Genomic DNA, 17,328 nt, shown 5'->3' with positions numbered 1-17,328 from the left:
TCAAAATGTTACTATAAGCAAGGTTGCTCCTGAACGATGCTTTGGAGGATATTTATATGTCTTATCAAAAAGTGTCAAATGCTGAAAATGTGGTCGTTGGTCATAAACGTACATTGGAAGCAATCAAAAATGGTATAGTTAAAGAAGTTGTCATTGCAGAAGATGCTGATATGCGGTTAACCCATGTTATCATTCGTACTGCATTGCAACATAACATACCCATAACAAAAGTTGAATCAGTTCGTAAACTTGGAAAAGTTGCGGGGATTCAAGTGGGAGCTTCAGCAATAGGAATAATAAGTTAAAACTGTTTTTGTGAGGAGAGAGCATTTGCTCTCCCTTGCAAAAACTTTGTTTTCAACTAATAATGAACCACCTGGATATGTGGTCATACAAACATGCGAAGGGAGGATAATCAAATGCCTACTATTAACCAATTAGTGAGAAATGGTCGTACTGATAAAGTATGGAAATCTAAATCACCTGCGTTAAACAAAGGTTTTAACTCTTTAAAGAAAAAATCAACTGATATCTCTGCACCTCAAAAACGTGGTGTATGTACTCGTGTTGGTACAATGACTCCAAAGAAACCAAACTCAGCGTTACGTAAATATGCTCGTGTTCGTTTAACAAATGGTATTGAGGTAACAGCATACATCCCAGGTATCGGTCACAACTTACAAGAGCACAGCGTAGTATTAATTCGCGGTGGTCGTGTAAAAGACTTACCAGGGGTACGTTACCACATCGTTCGTGGTGCGCTTGATACAGCTGGTGTTGACAAGCGTATGCAAGGCCGTTCTAAATACGGTACTAAAAAGCCAAAAGCGGCTAAGAAATAATAACTTTTTAATGAAAGGAGGAACTCAATATGCCTCGTAAAGGACCTGTTGCAAAACGTGACGTGTTACCAGATCCAATGTACAATTCAAAGCTAGTAACACGCCTTATCAACAAAATGATGGTTGACGGTAAAAAAGGTAAATCTCAAACAATTCTTTATAATGCGTTCGATATCGTAAGCGAACGTACTGGTAAAGAGCCAATGGAAGTATTCGAGCAAGCTCTTAAGAACATTATGCCTGTTCTTGAAGTACGCGCTCGTCGTGTTGGTGGTGCTAACTACCAAGTTCCAGTTGAGGTTCGTCCAGAACGCCGTACAACTTTAGGTCTTCGTTGGTTAGTAAACTACGCTCGTCTTCGTGGTGAAAAAACTATGGAAGAGCGTCTTGCTAACGAAATCTTAGATGCAGCTAACAACGCTGGTGCATCTGTTAAGAAACGTGAAGACACTCATAAAATGGCAGAAGCTAACAAAGCATTTGCTCATTACCGTTGGTAGGATACAACGTAAAATAAATGTAAGCATAGACCGCTTTATTTGTCGCTTATGGAAGTGTGGAGAGGGAGAATGCCTCTCCCTTTCAATGGCGCTCGTTTTACATAATGAGAGTACTGGACATACTGACATATGTAACAATATAAAGTGGCTTTTTTGCTACTTAAAATAAAAAATCCAATCCATATATGGAAGGAGCAAGACACCAAATGGGAAGAGAGTTCTCTTTAGAAAACACTCGTAATATTGGTATCATGGCTCACATCGATGCTGGTAAAACAACAGCTACTGAGCGTATTCTGTACTACACAGGACGTATTCATAAAATCGGTGAAACTCACGAAGGTGCATCTCAGATGGACTGGATGGAGCAAGAGCAAGAGCGTGGTATCACAATTACTTCTGCTGCAACTACAGCACAATGGAAAGGTCACCGTGTAAACATCATTGACACTCCAGGTCACGTAGACTTCACAGTAGAAGTAGAACGTTCTTTACGCGTACTTGATGGCGCGGTAGCAGTACTTGATGCACAATCTGGTGTTGAACCACAAACAGAAACTGTTTGGCGTCAGGCTACTACTTATGGCGTACCTCGTATCGTATTCGTTAACAAAATGGATAAGATTGGTGCGGACTTCTTATACTCTGTAGGAACAATCCACGATCGTTTACAAGCAAACGCACATCCAATTCAGTTACCAATCGGTGCTGAAGATGAGTTCAATGGTATCATTGACCTTGTTGAAGAATGTGCTTACATGTACGGTAACGATTTAGGAACAGACATTCAACGTGTTGAGATTCCTGAAGAGCACAAAGAACTAGCTGAAGAATACCGTGGAAAACTTATCGAAGCGGTAGCTGAGCTAGATGAAGAAATGATGATGAAGTACCTAGAAGGTGAAGAAATCACTGTAGAAGAGCTTAAAGCTGGTATCCGTAAGGCTACAACTTCTGTAGAATTCTTCCCAGTAATCTGTGGTTCTGCATTCAAAAACAAAGGTGTTCAAATTCTGTTAGACGCAGTTATCGACTACCTACCATCTCCATTAGACGTACCTGCTATTAAAGGTATCGTTCCTGATACAGATGAAGAAGTAGAACGTAAGTCTAGCGATGAAGAGCCTTTCTCAGCATTAGCATTCAAAATCATGACTGACCCTTATGTTGGTAAGTTAACGTTCTTCCGTGTGTACTCTGGTGTGTTAAACTCTGGATCATACGTGAAAAACTCAACTAAAGGTAAGCGTGAGCGTGTAGGTCGTATCCTACAAATGCACGCTAACAGCCGTGAAGAGATCTCAACAGTTTACGCTGGTGACATCGCTGCTGCTGTAGGTTTAAAAGATACTACTACTGGTGATACTCTTTGTGACGAGAAGAGCCTTGTTATCCTTGAGTCTATGGAATTCCCAGAGCCAGTTATCTCTGTAGCTATCGAACCAAAATCTAAAGCTGACCAAGATAAAATGGGTACAGCATTAGCTAAGCTTTCTGAAGAAGATCCAACATTCCGTGCTCACACTGACCAAGAAACTGGCCAAACAATCATCGCTGGTATGGGTGAACTTCACCTTGATATCATCGTTGACCGTATGCGCCGTGAGTTCAAAGTTGAAGCAAACGTTGGTGCTCCTCAGGTAGCATACCGTGAGACTTTCCGCTCTGCTGCGAAAGTTGAAGGTAAGTTCGCTCGTCAATCTGGTGGACGTGGACAATTCGGACACGTTTGGATTGAGTTTGAACCTAACGAAGAAGGTAAAGGATTCGAATTCGAAAACAAGATCGTCGGTGGTGTTGTTCCACGTGAATACATCCCAGCTGTAGGCGCAGGTCTTGAAGATGCACTTAAAAATGGTGTACTTGCTGGATATCCAGTAGTAGACATTAAAGCTGCATTAGTTGACGGATCTTACCATGATGTCGATTCATCTGAGATGGCGTTCAAAATCGCTGCATCTATGGCACTTAAAGCTGCGGTTTCTAAATGTAACCCAGTAATTCTTGAGCCAATGATGAAAGTTGAAGTTGTAATTCCTGAAGAGTACATGGGTGACATTATGGGTGACGTAACATCTCGTCGTGGACGTGTAGAAGGTATGGAAGCTCGCGGTAACGCTCAAGTTGTTCGCGCTATGGTTCCACTTTCTGAAATGTTCGGTTATGCAACGTCATTACGTTCTAACACTCAAGGACGCGGAACATTCTCTATGGTGTTTGACCACTATGAAGAAGTACCAAAGTCTGTTTCTGAAGAAATTATCAAAAAAAATAAAGGTGAATAATTGATTTTTATCGATTGTTCAAGTATAACTACTTATGTAAGCTTAGAAAGTGGGACGCAAGTTTCGCTTTCTAGACTAAATATAAAATAACCTATATAAACTAAGGAGGAATTTAGAATGGCTAAAGCTAAATTCGAACGTTCTAAACCCCATGTTAACATCGGTACAATCGGCCACGTTGACCATGGTAAAACTACATTAACTGCTGCGATCACTACAGTTCTTGCAAAAGCTGGTGGTGCTGAAGCACGCGGATACGATCAAATCGATGCTGCTCCAGAAGAAAGAGAGCGCGGTATCACAATCTCAACTGCACACGTTGAGTACGAAACTGAAACTCGTCACTATGCACACGTTGACTGCCCAGGTCACGCTGACTATGTTAAAAACATGATCACTGGTGCTGCTCAAATGGACGGCGGTATCTTAGTAGTATCTGCTGCTGATGGCCCAATGCCTCAAACTCGTGAGCACATCCTTCTTTCTCGTCAAGTAGGTGTACCTTACATCGTTGTATTCTTAAACAAATGCGACATGGTAGACGACGAAGAATTATTAGAATTAGTAGAAATGGAAGTTCGCGACCTATTATCTGAATACGGATTCCCAGGTGACGACATTCCTGTAATCAAAGGTTCTGCTCTTAAAGCTCTTCAAGGAGAAGCTGATTGGGAAGCAAAAATCATTGAATTAATGGCTGAAGTTGATGCTTACATCCCAACTCCAGAACGTGAAACTGACAAACCATTCTTAATGCCTGTAGAGGATGTATTCTCTATCACAGGTCGTGGTACAGTTGCTACTGGTCGTGTTGAGCGCGGTATCGTTAAAGTTGGTGACGTTGTAGAAATCATCGGTCTTGCTGAAGAAAATGCTTCTACAACTGTAACTGGTGTAGAAATGTTCCGTAAACTTCTTGACCAAGCTCAAGCTGGTGACAACATCGGTGCTTTACTTCGTGGGGTTGCTCGTGAAGACATCCAACGTGGACAAGTACTTGCAAAAAGCGGTTCTGTAAAAGCTCACGCTAAATTCAAAGCTGAAGTTTTCGTATTATCTAAAGAAGAAGGTGGACGTCACACTCCATTCTTCGCTAACTACCGTCCACAGTTCTACTTCCGTACAACTGACGTAACTGGTATCATCCAATTACCAGAAGGTACTGAAATGGTAATGCCTGGTGACAACGTAGAAATGACTATCGAACTTATCGCTCCAATCGCTATCGAAGAGGGAACTAAATTCTCTATTCGTGAAGGTGGACGTACAGTAGGTTACGGCGTAGTTGCTACTATCGTTGAGTAATCTTAACTGATATAAAAAACCCCGAGGGATTTTCCCTTGGGGTTTTTGTTTGCATTTATATAATGAACAAAATGATTGTTTCATGTTTTGACGAGTTTCTTCTATAATAATGTGAAATCATTAAAACTGAAATCCAGAAACTGTAAAATGAATTCTACTAGATGAAAACTTGAAATTCTTTAAAGTGCCATGTATAATAGCAAAAGTAGAGAAAAGCAGATGCAAACAAAAAGATGCTTGCATCTAGACGAATAACATTGTATAATAGACAATGTTGGTCTTTGACTGCGATGAAGTGGAAGGTTGCTGACACACCCGGCCGCTTTGCCATGGCATGGTGTGAGGAAATTTCCATGGAGAAGGTCTATTTTAGAAATAGGCGAACGAAGGAGGGAAAATAATGGCAAAAGAAAAAATTCGTATCCGTTTAAAAGCTTACGATCACCGTATTCTTGATCAGTCAGCTGAGAAAATTGTAGAAACAGCTAAGCGTTCTGGGGCAACAGTTTCTGGTCCGATCCCATTACCAACTGAAAAAACTGTTTACACAATTCTTCGTGCTGTTCATAAGTACAAAGATTCTCGTGAGCAATTCGAAATGCGCACGCACAAACGTCTAATCGACATCGTGAGTCCTACTCCACAAACAGTAGATTCATTAATGCGTTTAGACTTACCATCTGGTGTAGATATCGAAATCAAACTATAATTTATATAACTTAAAAATGTAGGAGGTGTAACTCATGACCAAAGGAATCTTAGGAAGAAAGATCGGTATGACTCAAGTATTTGCTGAGAACGGTGAGTTAATCCCAGTAACAGTTATCGCTGCTAATCCAAACGTTGTTCTTCAAAAGAAAACAACTGAAACTGATGGCTACAACGCAATTCAGTTAGGATTTGAAGATAAGCGTGAAAAGTTAACTAACAAACCTGAACAAGGCCACACTGCTAAAGCATCTACAACTCCTAAGCGCTTCATTCGCGAAATCCGCGATGCAGACGTGGACGGATTAGAGGTTGGTCAAGAGGTAAAAGTTGACGTATTCGCTACAGGTGAAATCGTTGATGTAACAGGAATTTCTAAAGGTAAAGGTTTCCAAGGTGTTATCAAACGCCACGGACAATCTCGCGGACCTATGTCTCATGGTTCTCGCTATCACCGTCGTCCAGGTTCAATGGGCCCAGTTGCTCCGAACCGTGTATTCAAAGGCAAAAAACTTGCTGGACGTATGGGTGGAGACCAAGTTACTATCCAAAACTTAGAAATCGTTCAAGTTGACACTGAGCGCAACTTATTACTAGTAAAAGGTAACGTTCCAGGTGCTAAGAAATCTCTTGTAGTTGTTCAAGGCGCTGTGAAGGTTAGCAAATAATTCACAATAGGAAGGAGGAATTCCAATGCCAAAAGTTACTGTATATAACCAAACTGGTTCACAGGTTGGTGAAATCGAATTAGCTGAAGCTATTTTCGGTATCGAACCAAATGAAGCTGTACTTTTCGAAGCTGTAATGATGCAACGTGCATCTTTACGTCAAGGTACACACAAAGTAAAAACTCGCTCTGAAGTTCGCGGTGGTGGTCGTAAACCATGGCGTCAAAAAGGAACTGGACGTGCTCGTCAAGGGTCTATCCGCTCTCCTCAATGGCGTGGTGGTGGTACGGTATTCGGACCTACACCAAGAAGCTATGCGTACAAACTTCCTAAGAAAGTTCGTCGTTTAGCAATCAAATCTGCATTAGCTACTAAAGTAGTTGAGAACAACATTGTAGTTCTTGAAGACCTAGTGTTAAATGCACCAAAAACAAAAGATATGCTAGCAGTACTTAAAGGATTAACTGTTGAGAAGAAAGCTCTTATCGTAACTGCTGATGCAAACGAATCTGTAGAGTTATCTGCTCGCAATATCCCTGGAGTAACAGTAATCACTGCTGATGGCGTAAACGTTTTAGACGTGCTTCATCATGATAAGCTAATCATGACAAAAGCGGCAGTGGAAAAAGTAGAGGAGGTGCTTGCATAATGAGAGATCCTCGTGATATCATTAAGCGCCCAGTTATCACTGAACGTTCTATGGAAATGATGGCTGAAAAAAAATACACGTTCGATGTGGACGTTAAATCTAATAAAACAGAAGTTAAAGATGCTCTAGAAGCGATCTTTGGTGTTAAAGTAGAAAAAGTGAACATCATGAACTACAAGCCGAAAGCAAAACGCGTTGGTCGTCACGCTGGTTTTACTAGCCGTCGTCGTAAAGCAATCGTTAAGCTAACTGCTGACAGCAAAGAAATCGAAATCTTCCAAGGCGTTTAATTCTTACTAAAGAAGGAGGGAAATTGAGATGGGAATTAAAAAGTATAATCCAACTACTAACGGTCGTCGTAACATGACTACGAATGATTTCGCTGAAATCACGACTGACAGACCCGAAAAGTCTTTACTTGCTCCTTTAAGCAAAAAGGCTGGTCGTAATAACCAAGGTAAAATCACTGTACGTCATCAAGGTGGCGGACATAAGCGTCAATACCGTATCATCGACTTCAAACGTAACAAAGATGGAATTCCAGGACGCGTTGCTACGATCGAATACGATCCAAACCGCTCTGCGAATATCGCATTAATTAACTACGTTGACGGTGAAAAACGTTACATTCTTGCTCCTAAGAACTTAGAAGTAGGTATGGAAATTATGTCTGGCGCTGAAGCTGACATTAAAATCGGTAACGCATTACCATTAATCAACATTCCAGTAGGTACTGTTGTTCATAACATCGAGCTTAAACCAGGTCGTGGTGGACAATTAGTTCGTTCTGCTGGTACATCTGCACAAGTACTTGGTAAAGAAGGTAAATACGTTCTTGTACGTTTAACTTCTGGTGAAGTGCGTCTTGTATTATCTGCTTGCCGTGCAACTGTAGGTCAAGTTGGTAACGAGTCACACGAACTTATCAAGATCGGTAAAGCTGGTCGCTCTCGCTGGTTAGGTAAGCGCCCAACTGTTCGTGGTTCTGTAATGAACCCAGTTGATCACCCACACGGTGGTGGTGAAGGACGTTCACCAATCGGACGTAAGTCTCCAATGTCTCCATGGGGTAAACCAACTCTTGGATTCAAAACTCGTAAGAAAAACAAAGCGTCTGACAAATTCATCGTTCGTCGTCGTAAAAAATAATGGGATTGTAGTACGGTTCACTTTGAGAACCGTACGGCAATCACGAAGGGAGGCACCAAAATGGCTCGTAGCTTGAAAAAAGGACCATTTGTCGATGATCATTTAATGAGTAAAATTGCAAAGCTAAATGAAACTGAGCAAAAGCAAGTTGTTAAAACTTGGTCTCGTCGTTCAACGATCTTCCCTCAGTTCATCGGTCACACAATCGCTGTATATGACGGTCGTAAACATGTACCTGTATATGTTACTGAAGACATGGTAGGCCACAAGTTAGGTGAATTCGCACCAACTCGTACGTATAAAGGTCATGATGCTGACGATAAGAAAACTAGAAGATAATGAGAGGAGGCACTTCAATGCAAGCTAAAGCAGTAGCGAGAACAGTTCGTATTGCTCCTCGTAAAGTTCGTTTAGTTGTAGACTTAATCCGAGGTAAGCAAGTGGGTGAAGCGATTGCTATCCTTAACCACACACCAAAAACTGCTTCTCCAGTTGTAGAAAAAGTTTTAAAATCTGCAATCGCAAATGCAGAGCACAATTATGAAATGGACATTAACAACCTAGTTGTTGAGAAAGTTTTCGTTGACGAAGGTCCAACGTTAAAACGTTTCCGTCCACGTGCAATGGGTCGTGCAAGCCAAATTAACAAACGCACAAGCCACATCACAGTTGTGGTATCAGAAAAGAAGGAGGGATAATCGATGGGTCAAAAGGTTAATCCAATTGGTCTTCGTGTCGGCGTTATCCGTGACTGGGAATCTCGTTGGTTCGCTGAGAAAGATTACGCTACATTATTACATGAAGACATCAAAATCCGTGAGTACATTAATGTACGCTTAAAAGATTCTGCTGTTGCTAAAGTAGAAATCGAACGTGCAGCAAATCGTGTAAATGTTACAATTCACACTGCAAAACCTGGTATGGTAATTGGTAAAGGTGGTACTGAAGTTGAAGCACTTCGTAAAGCTCTTAACCAATTAACAGGCAAGCGTGTACACATCAACATTTTAGAAGTTAAGAGAGCTGATCTTAACGCTAAATTAGTAGGCGAAAACATCGCTCGTCAATTAGAAAACCGTGTATCATTCCGTCGTGCACAAAAGCAAGTTATTCAACGTGCTATGCGTGCAGGTGCTAAAGGTATTAAAACACAGGTTTCTGGTCGTCTTGGCGGAGCTGATATCGCTCGTGCAGAATCTTACAGTGAAGGAACTGTTCCACTTCATACACTTCGCGCTGATATTGACTATGCAGCAGTTGAAGCTGATACAACATACGGTAAATTAGGCGTAAAAGTATGGATCTACCGTGGAGAAGTCCTTCCTACAAAAAAGAAAGCTTCTGAGGAAGGAGGAAAATAATATGTTAATGCCAAAACGCGTAAAATATCGTAGAGAGCATCGTGGTAAAATGCGTGGTCGTGCTAAAGGTGGAACTGAAGTAGCTTTCGGTGAATTCGGTTTACAAGCACAAGCTGCTTCATGGATTACAAACCGTCAAATCGAAGCTGCTCGTCGTGCAATGACTCGTTACATGAAACGTGGCGGTAAAGTATGGATTAAAATTTTCCCTTCTAAACCTTACACTGCAAAACCTCTAGAAGTACGTATGGGTTCCGGTAAAGGGGCACCAGAAGGCTGGGTAGCAGTAGTAAAACCTGGGAAAATTATGTTCGAAATCGCGGGTGTATCTGAAGAGGTAGCACGCGAAGCATTACGTCTTGCAGCTCACAAGTTACCTGTGAAATGTAAATTCGTAAAACGTGAAGAAAATGGTGGTGAATCTAATGAAAACTAATGATATTCGTGAATTAACCACTGCCGAAATCGAAACAAAAGTTAAAGCTTTAAAGGAAGAGTTGTTTAATCTTCGCTTCCAACTTGCTACAGGACAATTAGAGAATCCAACTCGCATTCGTGAAGTGCGTAAGGCAATTGCTCGTATGAAAACTGTAGTTCGTGAAAGAGAGATCGGAATTAATCGATAAATTGAGGGGAGGTTTGCATAGTGAGCGAACGTAACCAACGCAAAGTTTATACTGGTCGTGTAGTGTCTGACAAAATGGACAAAACGATTACAGTTTTAGTTGAAACTTACAAAACTCATTCCTTGTACGGAAAACGTGTTAAGTATTCTAAGAAGTACAAAGCCCATGATGAGCAAAACCAAGCGAAACTTGGCGATATCGTAAAAATCATGGAAACTCGCCCGCTTTCTGCTACTAAGCGTTTCCGTTTAGTTGAAATCGTTGAAGAAGCGGTTATTATCTAAATAGACGAATCGGAATTTTTAGTCCGAAGGGAGGTTTCATAACATGATCCAACAAGAATCTCGTTTGAAAGTTGCTGACAACTCTGGTGCACGTGAACTTTTAACAATTAAAGTATTAGGCGGCTCTGGTCGTAAATATGCTAACATTGGTGACATTATCGTTGCTACGGTAAAACAAGCAACACCAGGTGGCGTTGTTAAAAAAGGTGACGTTGTTAAAGCAGTAGTAGTACGTACGAAGAGCGGTGCTCGTCGTCCGGATGGTTCTTACATCAAATTTGATGAAAACGCAGCGGTTATCATTAAAGACGATAAGAGCCCACGTGGTACTCGTATCTTCGGACCAGTAGCTCGTGAATTACGTGATAGCAACTTCATGAAGATCGTTTCTTTAGCTCCAGAAGTTCTATAATTTAAGGTATTGCCTTGCTAAGGAGGTGCAGAATTAAGATGCATGTAAAAAAAGGTGATAAAGTACAGGTAATCACTGGTAAAGACAAAGGAAAACAAGGCGTTATCCTTGTGGCTTTCCCAAAGCAAAACCGTGTTATCGTTGAGGGTGTTAACATCGTTAAGAAGCACTCTAAGCCATCTCAATTAAATCCACAAGGTGGAATTATTACTAAAGAGGCACCTATTCACGTTTCTAACGTTATGATTTTAGATCCGAAAACAGGTGAACCTACTCGCGTAGGCTTCAAGGTAGAAGATGGTAAAAAAGTTCGTATTGCAAAAAAATCTGGTGAATTATTAGATAAATAATTTTCTTAAGAAAGGAGGTCACTTCATTGAATCGCCTTAAAGAGAAGTTCCAAAAGGAAATTACTCCTGCTCTAATGAGCAAGTTTAACTATAAATCTGTAATGCAGGTACCAAAAATCGAAAAGATCGTAATCAACACTGGTGTTGGTGACGCGGTATCTAACTCAAAAGCTTTAGACAACGCAGTAGAAGAATTAACACAAATCGCAGGTCAAAAACCTGTTGTAACTCGTGCTAAAAAATCAATCGCTGGTTTCCGTCTTCGTGAAGGTATGCCAATCGGTGCGAAAGTAACTTTACGCGGCGAGCAAATGTATGAGTTCTTCGATAAATTAGTATCAGTTTCTTTACCACGTGTACGTGATTTCCGTGGTGTTTCTAAGAAATCATTCGATGGTCGTGGAAACTATACATTAGGTGTTAAAGAGCAACTTATTTTCCCTGAGATTGATTATGATAAAGTAAGCAAAGTCCGCGGTATGGACATCGTAATCGTTACTACAGCGAACACTGATGAAGAAGCTCGTGAACTTTTAACACAATTCGGTATGCCATTCCAAAAATAATGGAAGCCAACGCTAAGTAGAGGAGGCGAAAACGTGGCTAAAAAATCTATGATTGCGAAACAAAAGCGTACTCCTAAGTTTAAAGTACAAGAGTATACACGTTGCGAACGCTGCGGTCGTCCGCATTCTGTATACCGCAAATTTAAACTTTGCCGTATTTGTTTCCGTGAACTTGCATATAAAGGTCAAATTCCTGGTGTTAAAAAAGCTAGTTGGTAAAACCCACAAATGGGAAGGAGGTAAAACACATGGTGATGACAGATCCAATTGCAGACATGCTTACTCGCATCCGTAATGCGAACATGGTACGTCATGAGAAATTAGAGGTTCCTGCTTCTAAAATCAAAAAAGAGATCGCTGAACTTTTAAAACGTGAAGGTTTCATTCGTGATGTAGAATACATCGAGGATAACAAACAAGGTATCCTTCGTATTTTCCTGAAATATGGTGCAAACAACGAACGTGTAATCACTGGATTAAAACGTATCAGTAAACCTGGCTTACGCGTTTACGCTAAAGCTGACGAAGTACCACGTGTACTTAACGGATTAGGTATCGCTCTTGTTTCTACATCTAAGGGAGTAATGACAGACAAAGACGCTCGTCAATTACAAACTGGTGGAGAAGTAGTAGCATACGTTTGGTAATATATATTTAAAACGAACGGAGGTGTGACCACATGTCTCGTATTGGTAAAAAGATTCTTGAAATCCCTGCAGGTGTTACTATTACAGTTGCAGAAGACAATACTGTAACAGTAAAAGGCCCTAAAGGTGAATTAACTCGTACTTTCAATGCTGATATGCTTATCAAAATTGAAGAGAATACATTAACAGTTGAGCGTCCATCTGAACAGAAGGAACACCGTGCATTACACGGTACAACTCGTGCTTTAATCGGAAACATGGTTGAAGGTGTAACTGAAGGTTTCGCACGCGGACTTGAATTAGTCGGTGTTGGTTACCGTGCTCAAAAACAAGGTGATAAACTTGTATTAAGCGTAGGTTATTCTCATCCAGTAGAAATGACTCCGGAAGCAGGTCTTGAAGTTGAAGTACCTGCACCAACTAAGATCGTAATCAAAGGTATCGACAAGCAACGTGTTGGCGAATTCGCTGCTAACATCCGCGCTGTACGTGCTCCTGAGCCTTACAAAGGTAAAGGTATTCGTTACGAAGGCGAAGTTGTTCGTCGTAAAGAAGGTAAAACTGCTAAGTAAACCCGTTAGGTGAGAGAAAGGAGTGACAAGAATGATCACTAAAGCTGATAAAAATGCGACTCGTAAGAAAAGACATGCGCGTGTACGTGCTAAACTTACTGGTACTGCAGAACGTCCACGTTTAAACGTGTTCCGTTCTAACCAACATATTTACGCTCAAGTTATTGATGATGTAAATGGTGTAACGTTAGTAAGTGCATCTACTCTTGATAAAGACCTTGCTCTTAACGGTACTAGCAATATTGAAGCTGCTACGAAAGTTGGAGAATCAGTTGCTAAGCGTGCTGTAGAGAAAGGCGTTAAAGAAGTAGTATTTGATCGCGGTGGTTACTTATACCATGGCCGTGTTAAAGCTCTAGCTGAAGCTGCTCGTGAGGCTGGATTACAATTTTAATGGTCAAAGGAGGGAAAATTGATGCATCGCATTGACCCAAGTAAATTAGAACTTGAAGAACGTGTAGTTACGATAAATCGTGTCGCGAAAGTTGTTAAGGGTGGTCGTCGTTTCCGCTTTGCTGCACTAGTTGTAGTTGGCGATAAAAACGGTCATGTTGGATTCGGTACTGGTAAAGCACAAGAGGTACCAGACGCAATCCGCAAAGCTATCGAAGACGCTAAGAAAAACTTAATCGCTGTACCATTAGTTGGTACAACAATTCCACACACAATCAACGGTCATTTTGGAGCTGGTGAAGTATTCTTAAAGCCTGCTGCTGAGGGTACTGGTGTTATTGCTGGTGGACCTGTTCGTGCGGTCCTTGAATTAGCAGGTGTACAAGATATTCTTTCGAAATCTCTTGGTTCTAACACACCAATCAACATGATTCGCGCTACTGTGAACGGATTAAGCGAACTTAAGCGCGCTGAAGATGTTGCAAAATTACGCGGTAAATCTGTAGAAGAGCTACTAGGTTAAGGAGGGAAAACAAATGGCGAAAAAGTTAGAAATTACCCTCACTCGTAGTGTAATTGGTCGTCCACAAGATCAACGTGCGACGGTAGAAGCTTTAGGTCTTAAAAAGTTGAATTCAACTGTAGTTAAGGAAGAAACTCCTGCTATTCTTGGTATGATCAACAAAGTTTCTCACCTTGTAACTGTAAAAGAAGCTTAAGGATAACTCATTAATATAAGGAGGTGCCTGGGAATGAAACTTCATGAATTAAAACCTGCAGAAGGTTCTCGTAAAGTACGTAACCGTGTCGGTCGTGGTATCGGTTCTGGTAACGGTAAAACTGCTGGTAAAGGTCATAAAGGACAAAACGCACGTTCTGGCGGCGGTGTTCGTCTTGGCTTCGAAGGTGGTCAAACTCCATTATTCCGTCGTTTACCAAAACGCGGCTTCACAAACATTAACCGTAAAGAGTTTGCTATTGTAAACTTATCAACGTTAAATCGTTTTGAAGATGGTACAGAAGTAACACCTGAATTATTGCTGGAAATTGGCGTTATCAGCAAATTAAACGACGGTGTTAAAATTCTTGCAAGCGGCGCAGTAGAGAAAAAACTAACTGTTAAAGCGCACAAGTTCTCTTCAAGTGCTAAAGAAGCAATTGAAGCAGCTGGCGGATCAGTTGAGGTGATCTAATGTTTCGTACAATCTCCAACTTTATGCGCGTTGCTGAGATAAGACGTAAAATATTATTCACTTTAGCGATGTTAATCGTATTCAGGATTGGCACGTTTATCCCCGTGCCATTTACAAATGGAGACGTACTGAAGGCACAAGATCAATTAAATGCTTTAGGTATTCTAAATACATTTGGCGGTGGAGCCTTGAAAAACTTCTCCATCTTTGCGATGGGAATCATGCCGTATATTACAGCATCCATCATCGTGCAATTATTGCAGATGGATGTTGTTCCTAAATTTTCGGAATGGGCGAAGCAAGGTGAAATGGGCCGTCGTAAACTAACGCAATTCACGCGTTATTTTACAATTGTTCTTGCGTTTATTCAGGGGTTTGGTATGTCAATCGGTTTTAACGGTATGGTAGGTGGACAATTAATTTTGAATCCTGGTTGGAGCACTTATTTATACATTGCTACGGTACTGACTGCTGGTACTGCATTTTTAATGTGGTTAGGTGAACAGATTACAGCTAAAGGTGTAGGTAATGGTATTTCCATTCTTATCTTTGGTGGTATTGCCGCAGCGATCCCAAGTGTTATATCTCAAGTGTATCAGCAACAGTTTCAAAATATCGGAGATCAATTGTTCATGAGTATCGTTAAAGTTGCATTGATTTTACTAGCTGTGCTAGCAGTTATTGTGGGTGTTATTTTCATTCAACAGGCTGTTAGGAAGATCCCAATTCAATATGCGAAGCGTGTAACAGGAGGAAATGGTGGTTATGCTGGAGCACAAAACACACATTTACCGCTTAAGGTAAATAGTGCTGGTGTTATTCCAGTAATTTTTGCTGTTTCATTCTTAATTACTCCTCCGACTATTGCACAGTTCTTCCCGAAACATGATGTATCGCAGTGGATTATTGCAAACTTTAACTATTCTCACCCAGTGGGAATGATCATATATGTTGCGCTCATTGTAGCCTTCACATATTTCTATGCGTTTGTTCAGGTTAATCCAGAGCAAATGTCAGAGAATCTAAACAAACAAGGTGGATATGTTCCAGGTATTCGTCCGGGTAAGAATACAGAACAATATCTAACAAAAATCTTGTATCGTTTGACCTTTGTAGGATCAATTTTCCTAGCAGCGATTGCAATCTTACCAGTTATCTTTACGAAGCTGGGAAATCTTCCTCCATCTGCACAGATCGGTGGAACGAGTATGTTAATCGTTGTCGGCGTTGCTTTAGAAACAATGAAGCAACTAGAAAGCCAACTGGTAAAACGCCATTACAAAGGGTTTATCAAGCAGTGAGTAAGTGGGAAGTATTGTCTTCCCTACATGCTCATGTACTCTGAGGGGGAACAAGGATGAACTTAATTTTAATGGGGCTTCCTGGTGCTGGTAAAGGTACACAAGCCGAACAGATTGTTGCCAAGTATAACATCCCTCACATCTCAACAGGAGATATGTTCCGTGCAGCTATGAAGGCTGAAACTGAAATGGGTTTACAAGCAAAATCCTTTATTGATAAAGGGGCACTTGTTCCAGATGAAGTTACAATCGGAATCGTTCGTGAACGTTTAAGTCAAGAAGACTGCGTAAGAGGTTTCTTATTAGACGGTTTCCCACGAACTGTTGCACAAGCATCAGCTCTTGAAGAGATTATGAAAGATCTTGGCAAAAAAATCGACTATGTTTTAAACATTAATGTGGATTCAGGATTGTTATTAAAACGCCTTACAGGCCGTCGCATTTGTAAAGAGTGCGGTGCGACTTACCACTTAGAATTCAATCCGCCAGCAAAAGCTGACGTGTGCGATAAATGTGGTGGCGAGTTATATCAACGCTCTGATGACAATGAAGAAACTGTAGCAAATCGCTTAGATGTAAATATTAAGCAAACTAAACCTTTGCTTGATTTCTACGAGGAGCTTGGTTACTTACAAAGCATTAATGGTGAGCAAGATATCAATAAAGTATTTGCTGATATCGATGTTCTCATCGGAGGCTTAGCGTAATGATAATCTGCAAAACTCCTCGCGAGATAGAAATCATGCGAGAAGCGGGCAGGATCGTTGCTTTGACTCATCAAGAGTTAAAACAGCACATTACTCCAGGAATTACAACGAAAGAGCTCGATCAAATAGCGGAAAAGACGATTCAAAAATATGGTGCTACGCCATCTTTTAAAGGATACAACGGATTTCCGGGGAGCATATGTGCTTCTGTAAATGAAGAGCTTGTACACGGAATTCCAGGGAAGCGCAAGCTCAAAGAGGGCGATATCATCAGTATCGATATTGGTGCGAAATACAATGGGTACCATGGAGATTCTGCATGGACGTATCCAGTTGGAAACATTTCTGAATCTGTTCAAAAGCTACTTGATGTCACAGAAAAATCGTTGTATCTTGGTCTAGAACAAGTAAAACCAGGCGAGAGATTATCAAATATCTCACATGCGGTTCAAACCCATGCTGAAGAGAACGGATTCTCGATCGTTAGGGAGTATGTTGGTCACGGAATCGGGCAAGACTTACATGAGGACCCTCAAATCCCGCACTATGGTCCACCAAATAGAGGCCCTAGATTAAAGCCGGGAATGGTCATCTGTGTTGAGCCGATGGTGAATCAAGGAAGACGATATGTAAAAACACTATCTGATGACTGGACAGTGGTAACGGTAGATGGTAAATGGTGTGCCCATTTTGAGCACACGATTGCTCTTACAGAAGCAGGATACGAAATCCTTACCACTTTATAAGTAGCTGGCTCTCCGGGATTTCAGAGCAGTGTAAAATGTTACTGATTTGAAGAAGGGAGAACTA

Annotated in this window: 29 protein-coding genes; all 29 read left to right on the top strand. The window is 41.1% G+C overall.

The window, feature by feature from the left end:
* The first annotated feature begins 56 nt into the window (after positions 1-56).
* The 29 genes from ACTFSI_RS26165 to map all read left to right on the top strand — a co-directional run bounded on the left by ACTFSI_RS26165 (position 57) and on the right by map (position 17,264).
* On the top strand, positions 57-305 hold the full coding sequence (locus ACTFSI_RS26165) for a 50S ribosomal protein L7ae-like protein (protein ID WP_000121830.1): 249 nt from the start codon (positions 57-59) through the stop codon (positions 303-305).
* A gap of 114 nt (positions 306-419) precedes the next feature.
* A complete protein-coding gene (rpsL, locus tag ACTFSI_RS26160; protein ID WP_001142340.1) occupies positions 420-842 on the top strand; it encodes a 30S ribosomal protein S12 in 423 nt (140 codons plus the stop codon).
* A 29-nt stretch (positions 843-871) separates the two neighbouring features.
* Positions 872-1,342, top strand: coding sequence for a 30S ribosomal protein S7 (gene rpsG, locus ACTFSI_RS26155; RefSeq protein WP_001137493.1), 471 nt, complete (start codon positions 872-874; stop codon positions 1,340-1,342).
* Positions 1,343-1,548: 206 nt separating this feature from the next.
* Complete coding sequence (gene fusA, locus ACTFSI_RS26150) at positions 1,549-3,627, top strand: elongation factor G (protein ID WP_000532231.1); 2,079 nt, start codon at positions 1,549-1,551, stop codon at positions 3,625-3,627.
* Positions 3,628-3,744: 117 nt separating this feature from the next.
* On the top strand, positions 3,745-4,932 hold the full coding sequence (gene tuf / locus ACTFSI_RS26145; protein ID WP_001029615.1) for an elongation factor Tu: 1,188 nt from the start codon (positions 3,745-3,747) through the stop codon (positions 4,930-4,932).
* Between the two features lie 400 nt (positions 4,933-5,332).
* Positions 5,333-5,641 (top strand): 30S ribosomal protein S10, encoded by a 309-nt coding sequence (gene rpsJ, locus ACTFSI_RS26140; protein ID WP_001040596.1) that lies wholly within the window; start codon positions 5,333-5,335, stop codon positions 5,639-5,641.
* Between the two features lie 34 nt (positions 5,642-5,675).
* Entirely contained in the window at positions 5,676-6,308 is a 633-nt protein-coding gene (rplC, locus tag ACTFSI_RS26135; RefSeq protein ID WP_000160207.1) for a 50S ribosomal protein L3, read from the top strand.
* Between the two features lie 25 nt (positions 6,309-6,333).
* Positions 6,334-6,957: a 50S ribosomal protein L4 gene (gene rplD / locus ACTFSI_RS26130; RefSeq protein ID WP_001127258.1), complete on the top strand. Its 624-nt coding sequence runs from the start codon at positions 6,334-6,336 to the stop codon at positions 6,955-6,957.
* On the top strand, positions 6,957-7,247 hold the full coding sequence (rplW, locus tag ACTFSI_RS26125; protein ID WP_001205558.1) for a 50S ribosomal protein L23: 291 nt from the start codon (positions 6,957-6,959) through the stop codon (positions 7,245-7,247). Before rplD ends, rplW begins: the two co-directional genes overlap by 1 nt.
* Positions 7,248-7,275: 28 nt before the next feature.
* On the top strand, positions 7,276-8,106 hold the full coding sequence (gene rplB / locus ACTFSI_RS26120) for a 50S ribosomal protein L2 (RefSeq protein ID WP_000511580.1): 831 nt from the start codon (positions 7,276-7,278) through the stop codon (positions 8,104-8,106).
* Positions 8,107-8,166: 60 nt separating this feature from the next.
* Positions 8,167-8,445 carry a 30S ribosomal protein S19 gene (rpsS, locus tag ACTFSI_RS26115; RefSeq protein ID WP_000124453.1) on the top strand — a complete coding sequence of 93 codons (279 nt, stop codon included), beginning with the start codon at positions 8,167-8,169 and terminating at the stop codon, positions 8,443-8,445.
* A gap of 17 nt (positions 8,446-8,462) precedes the next feature.
* Positions 8,463-8,804: a 50S ribosomal protein L22 gene (rplV, locus tag ACTFSI_RS26110; RefSeq protein ID WP_001148024.1), complete on the top strand. Its 342-nt coding sequence runs from the start codon at positions 8,463-8,465 to the stop codon at positions 8,802-8,804.
* A gap of 3 nt (positions 8,805-8,807) precedes the next feature.
* Entirely contained in the window at positions 8,808-9,467 is a 660-nt protein-coding gene (gene rpsC, locus ACTFSI_RS26105; protein ID WP_000529956.1) for a 30S ribosomal protein S3, read from the top strand.
* A 1-nt stretch (position 9,468) separates the two neighbouring features.
* Positions 9,469-9,903 (top strand): 50S ribosomal protein L16, encoded by a 435-nt coding sequence (gene rplP, locus ACTFSI_RS26100; RefSeq protein WP_000928971.1) that lies wholly within the window; start codon positions 9,469-9,471, stop codon positions 9,901-9,903.
* Positions 9,893-10,093, top strand: coding sequence for a 50S ribosomal protein L29 (gene rpmC / locus ACTFSI_RS26095; protein ID WP_000855718.1), 201 nt, complete (start codon positions 9,893-9,895; stop codon positions 10,091-10,093). The genes rplP and rpmC overlap by 11 nt, the downstream gene beginning before the upstream one ends.
* A gap of 20 nt (positions 10,094-10,113) precedes the next feature.
* Complete coding sequence (rpsQ, locus tag ACTFSI_RS26090) at positions 10,114-10,377, top strand: 30S ribosomal protein S17 (protein ID WP_000004106.1); 264 nt, start codon at positions 10,114-10,116, stop codon at positions 10,375-10,377.
* 43 nt (positions 10,378-10,420) lie between these two features.
* The gene (gene rplN, locus ACTFSI_RS26085; RefSeq protein ID WP_000615912.1) at positions 10,421-10,789 is read left to right on the top strand and encodes a 50S ribosomal protein L14; all 369 of its coding nucleotides are present in this window, start codon (positions 10,421-10,423) and stop codon (positions 10,787-10,789) included.
* 38 nt (positions 10,790-10,827) lie between these two features.
* Entirely contained in the window at positions 10,828-11,139 is a 312-nt protein-coding gene (gene rplX, locus ACTFSI_RS26080; RefSeq protein ID WP_000558200.1) for a 50S ribosomal protein L24, read from the top strand.
* Positions 11,140-11,165: 26 nt separating this feature from the next.
* Positions 11,166-11,705 (top strand): 50S ribosomal protein L5, encoded by a 540-nt coding sequence (gene rplE, locus ACTFSI_RS26075; RefSeq protein ID WP_001080827.1) that lies wholly within the window; start codon positions 11,166-11,168, stop codon positions 11,703-11,705.
* Positions 11,706-11,738: 33 nt separating this feature from the next.
* Positions 11,739-11,924 carry a 30S ribosomal protein S14 gene (gene rpsN / locus ACTFSI_RS26070; RefSeq protein ID WP_001085700.1) on the top strand — a complete coding sequence of 62 codons (186 nt, stop codon included), beginning with the start codon at positions 11,739-11,741 and terminating at the stop codon, positions 11,922-11,924.
* Positions 11,925-11,953: 29 nt separating this feature from the next.
* Positions 11,954-12,352 carry a 30S ribosomal protein S8 gene (gene rpsH, locus ACTFSI_RS26065; protein ID WP_000245511.1) on the top strand — a complete coding sequence of 133 codons (399 nt, stop codon included), beginning with the start codon at positions 11,954-11,956 and terminating at the stop codon, positions 12,350-12,352.
* A 32-nt stretch (positions 12,353-12,384) separates the two neighbouring features.
* Complete coding sequence (rplF, locus tag ACTFSI_RS26060) at positions 12,385-12,924, top strand: 50S ribosomal protein L6 (RefSeq protein ID WP_000086558.1); 540 nt, start codon at positions 12,385-12,387, stop codon at positions 12,922-12,924.
* A gap of 31 nt (positions 12,925-12,955) precedes the next feature.
* Entirely contained in the window at positions 12,956-13,318 is a 363-nt protein-coding gene (gene rplR, locus ACTFSI_RS26055; RefSeq protein WP_000628816.1) for a 50S ribosomal protein L18, read from the top strand.
* A gap of 21 nt (positions 13,319-13,339) precedes the next feature.
* Positions 13,340-13,840, top strand: a complete 501-nt coding sequence (rpsE, locus tag ACTFSI_RS26050; RefSeq protein WP_000554646.1) for a 30S ribosomal protein S5 — start codon at positions 13,340-13,342, stop codon at positions 13,838-13,840.
* Between the two features lie 13 nt (positions 13,841-13,853).
* Positions 13,854-14,036 carry a 50S ribosomal protein L30 gene (rpmD, locus tag ACTFSI_RS26045; RefSeq protein ID WP_001085234.1) on the top strand — a complete coding sequence of 61 codons (183 nt, stop codon included), beginning with the start codon at positions 13,854-13,856 and terminating at the stop codon, positions 14,034-14,036.
* A gap of 33 nt (positions 14,037-14,069) precedes the next feature.
* Positions 14,070-14,510, top strand: coding sequence for a 50S ribosomal protein L15 (gene rplO / locus ACTFSI_RS26040; protein ID WP_440045754.1), 441 nt, complete (start codon positions 14,070-14,072; stop codon positions 14,508-14,510).
* On the top strand, positions 14,510-15,811 hold the full coding sequence (secY, locus tag ACTFSI_RS26035; protein ID WP_000490114.1) for a preprotein translocase subunit SecY: 1,302 nt from the start codon (positions 14,510-14,512) through the stop codon (positions 15,809-15,811). The genes rplO and secY overlap by 1 nt, the downstream gene beginning before the upstream one ends.
* A 56-nt stretch (positions 15,812-15,867) precedes the next feature.
* The gene (locus tag ACTFSI_RS26030) at positions 15,868-16,518 is read left to right on the top strand and encodes an adenylate kinase (protein ID WP_001048996.1); all 651 of its coding nucleotides are present in this window, start codon (positions 15,868-15,870) and stop codon (positions 16,516-16,518) included.
* Positions 16,518-17,264 carry a type I methionyl aminopeptidase gene (map, locus tag ACTFSI_RS26025; RefSeq protein ID WP_000582539.1) on the top strand — a complete coding sequence of 249 codons (747 nt, stop codon included), beginning with the start codon at positions 16,518-16,520 and terminating at the stop codon, positions 17,262-17,264. The genes ACTFSI_RS26030 and map overlap by 1 nt, the downstream gene beginning before the upstream one ends.
* The last annotated feature ends 64 nt before the right edge of the window (positions 17,265-17,328 follow it).

The sequence above is a fragment of the Bacillus cereus group sp. MYBK101-2 genome (genome assembly GCF_051918845.1).
GTDB lineage: Bacteria > Bacillota > Bacilli > Bacillales > Bacillaceae_G > Bacillus_A > Bacillus_A paranthracis.
The sequence above is the reverse complement of the archived record's forward strand: the minus strand, read 5'-3'. Positions and strand labels throughout refer to the sequence as shown.